The organism is Mesorhizobium sp. dw_380, assembly GCF_018588885.1.
Taxonomy (GTDB): domain Bacteria; phylum Pseudomonadota; class Alphaproteobacteria; order Rhizobiales; family Rhizobiaceae; genus Mesorhizobium.
In genome coordinates this window covers 1-931 of the sequence record NZ_JAFFIW010000130.1, presented here as the reverse complement: position 1 = coordinate 931, position 931 = coordinate 1, and the positions used below count along the sequence as shown (strand labels likewise).

2 protein-coding genes and 1 pseudogene are annotated in these 931 nt (G+C 57.6%); all 3 read left to right on the top strand.

The features are described 5' to 3' along the window. Positions 1–384 (top strand): DUF269 domain-containing protein (locus tag JT360_RS33215; RefSeq protein WP_127298252.1); only part of this gene is annotated, 384 nt, incomplete at its 5' end. A gap of 111 nt (positions 385–495) precedes the next feature. Beyond that, positions 496–633, top strand: coding sequence for a CCE_0567 family metalloprotein (locus tag JT360_RS33210; protein WP_373565054.1), 138 nt, complete (start codon positions 496–498; stop codon positions 631–633). Then, positions 630–931: pseudogene (gene fdxB, locus JT360_RS33205) on the top strand (ferredoxin III, nif-specific); the annotation flags it as partial. The gene JT360_RS33210 and the pseudogene fdxB, both read left to right, overlap by 4 nt.

The following is a 931-nucleotide window of genomic DNA, read 5'->3' as shown; positions in this document are numbered from 1 at the left end:
GCCCTTGCTTCCCCGTTCGTCAAATGCCTCCTGCGGCTCATTCGTACTCAGGATTCCTTCGGCTTATGGGAAGGCCATTCGGATGCCGAGCTGCTGGCCGAGTTCATCATCACCAAGCAACAGCAACGTGCGGTACCCTTTGGCGGCGATCCCGATCCTGACGCGCTGTGGAGGCTCGACATGTTTTACACCGCCGTAGCGCTTGCGATCGAGGAGCGCTCCGGCGTGTCGACGTCGCCGACAATAGAAATGAAACCCGTGGGGGCTTCCGGCGGTTGGGCGTTCTGTCGAGACGTCCACCGGTTCGGCTTCGAGACTTTCCGCAAACTTGCTGAGGCCGGTACGAAACTGGTCGACGATGCGACTGCAGCCATTGAAGCCTAGCCCGAGATGGAGCGCATCAAGAAACCATTGTTCCAGAAAGGATCTATGTCAGACCTAGATAGGATGAGGAAAAAAGTCTGAAAGCTCCAGTTGCGTGCAGCTATTGCCAAGATGGCATTGCAGGACCTCGTCGAGGGTCTGCCGGGCAAGTGGGCCGACATACAGGAAGTCGCCGAGAAAACCCAAGCCGTTTATGCCGAGTTGGATGTTGCCAAGAGAGAACTCGCTTCAATGAAGAATTTAGGATGATGCGCACATTCACCACCCGTGACGGCTCCATTTGGATGCCGCCGTACCTGACCTCCATCGATAGCAAACCTGCATCGGCTGCTGCCGTTGTTTCAAGGTCTGCTCGCGCGATGTCATGCATCTTCACGGCGTTGATGATGCGGGTGAAATCCTCGGCCCCTGCGATGACGAGGACGACGATTTCGACGGCAAGCTCAATCGCATGATCATGGTTGTCGATGATGCCGGCCGCTGCATCGGCTGCGGAGCCTGCGGCCGCGTCTGCCCCAAGAACTGCCAGACGCATGTTGCGGCCGAC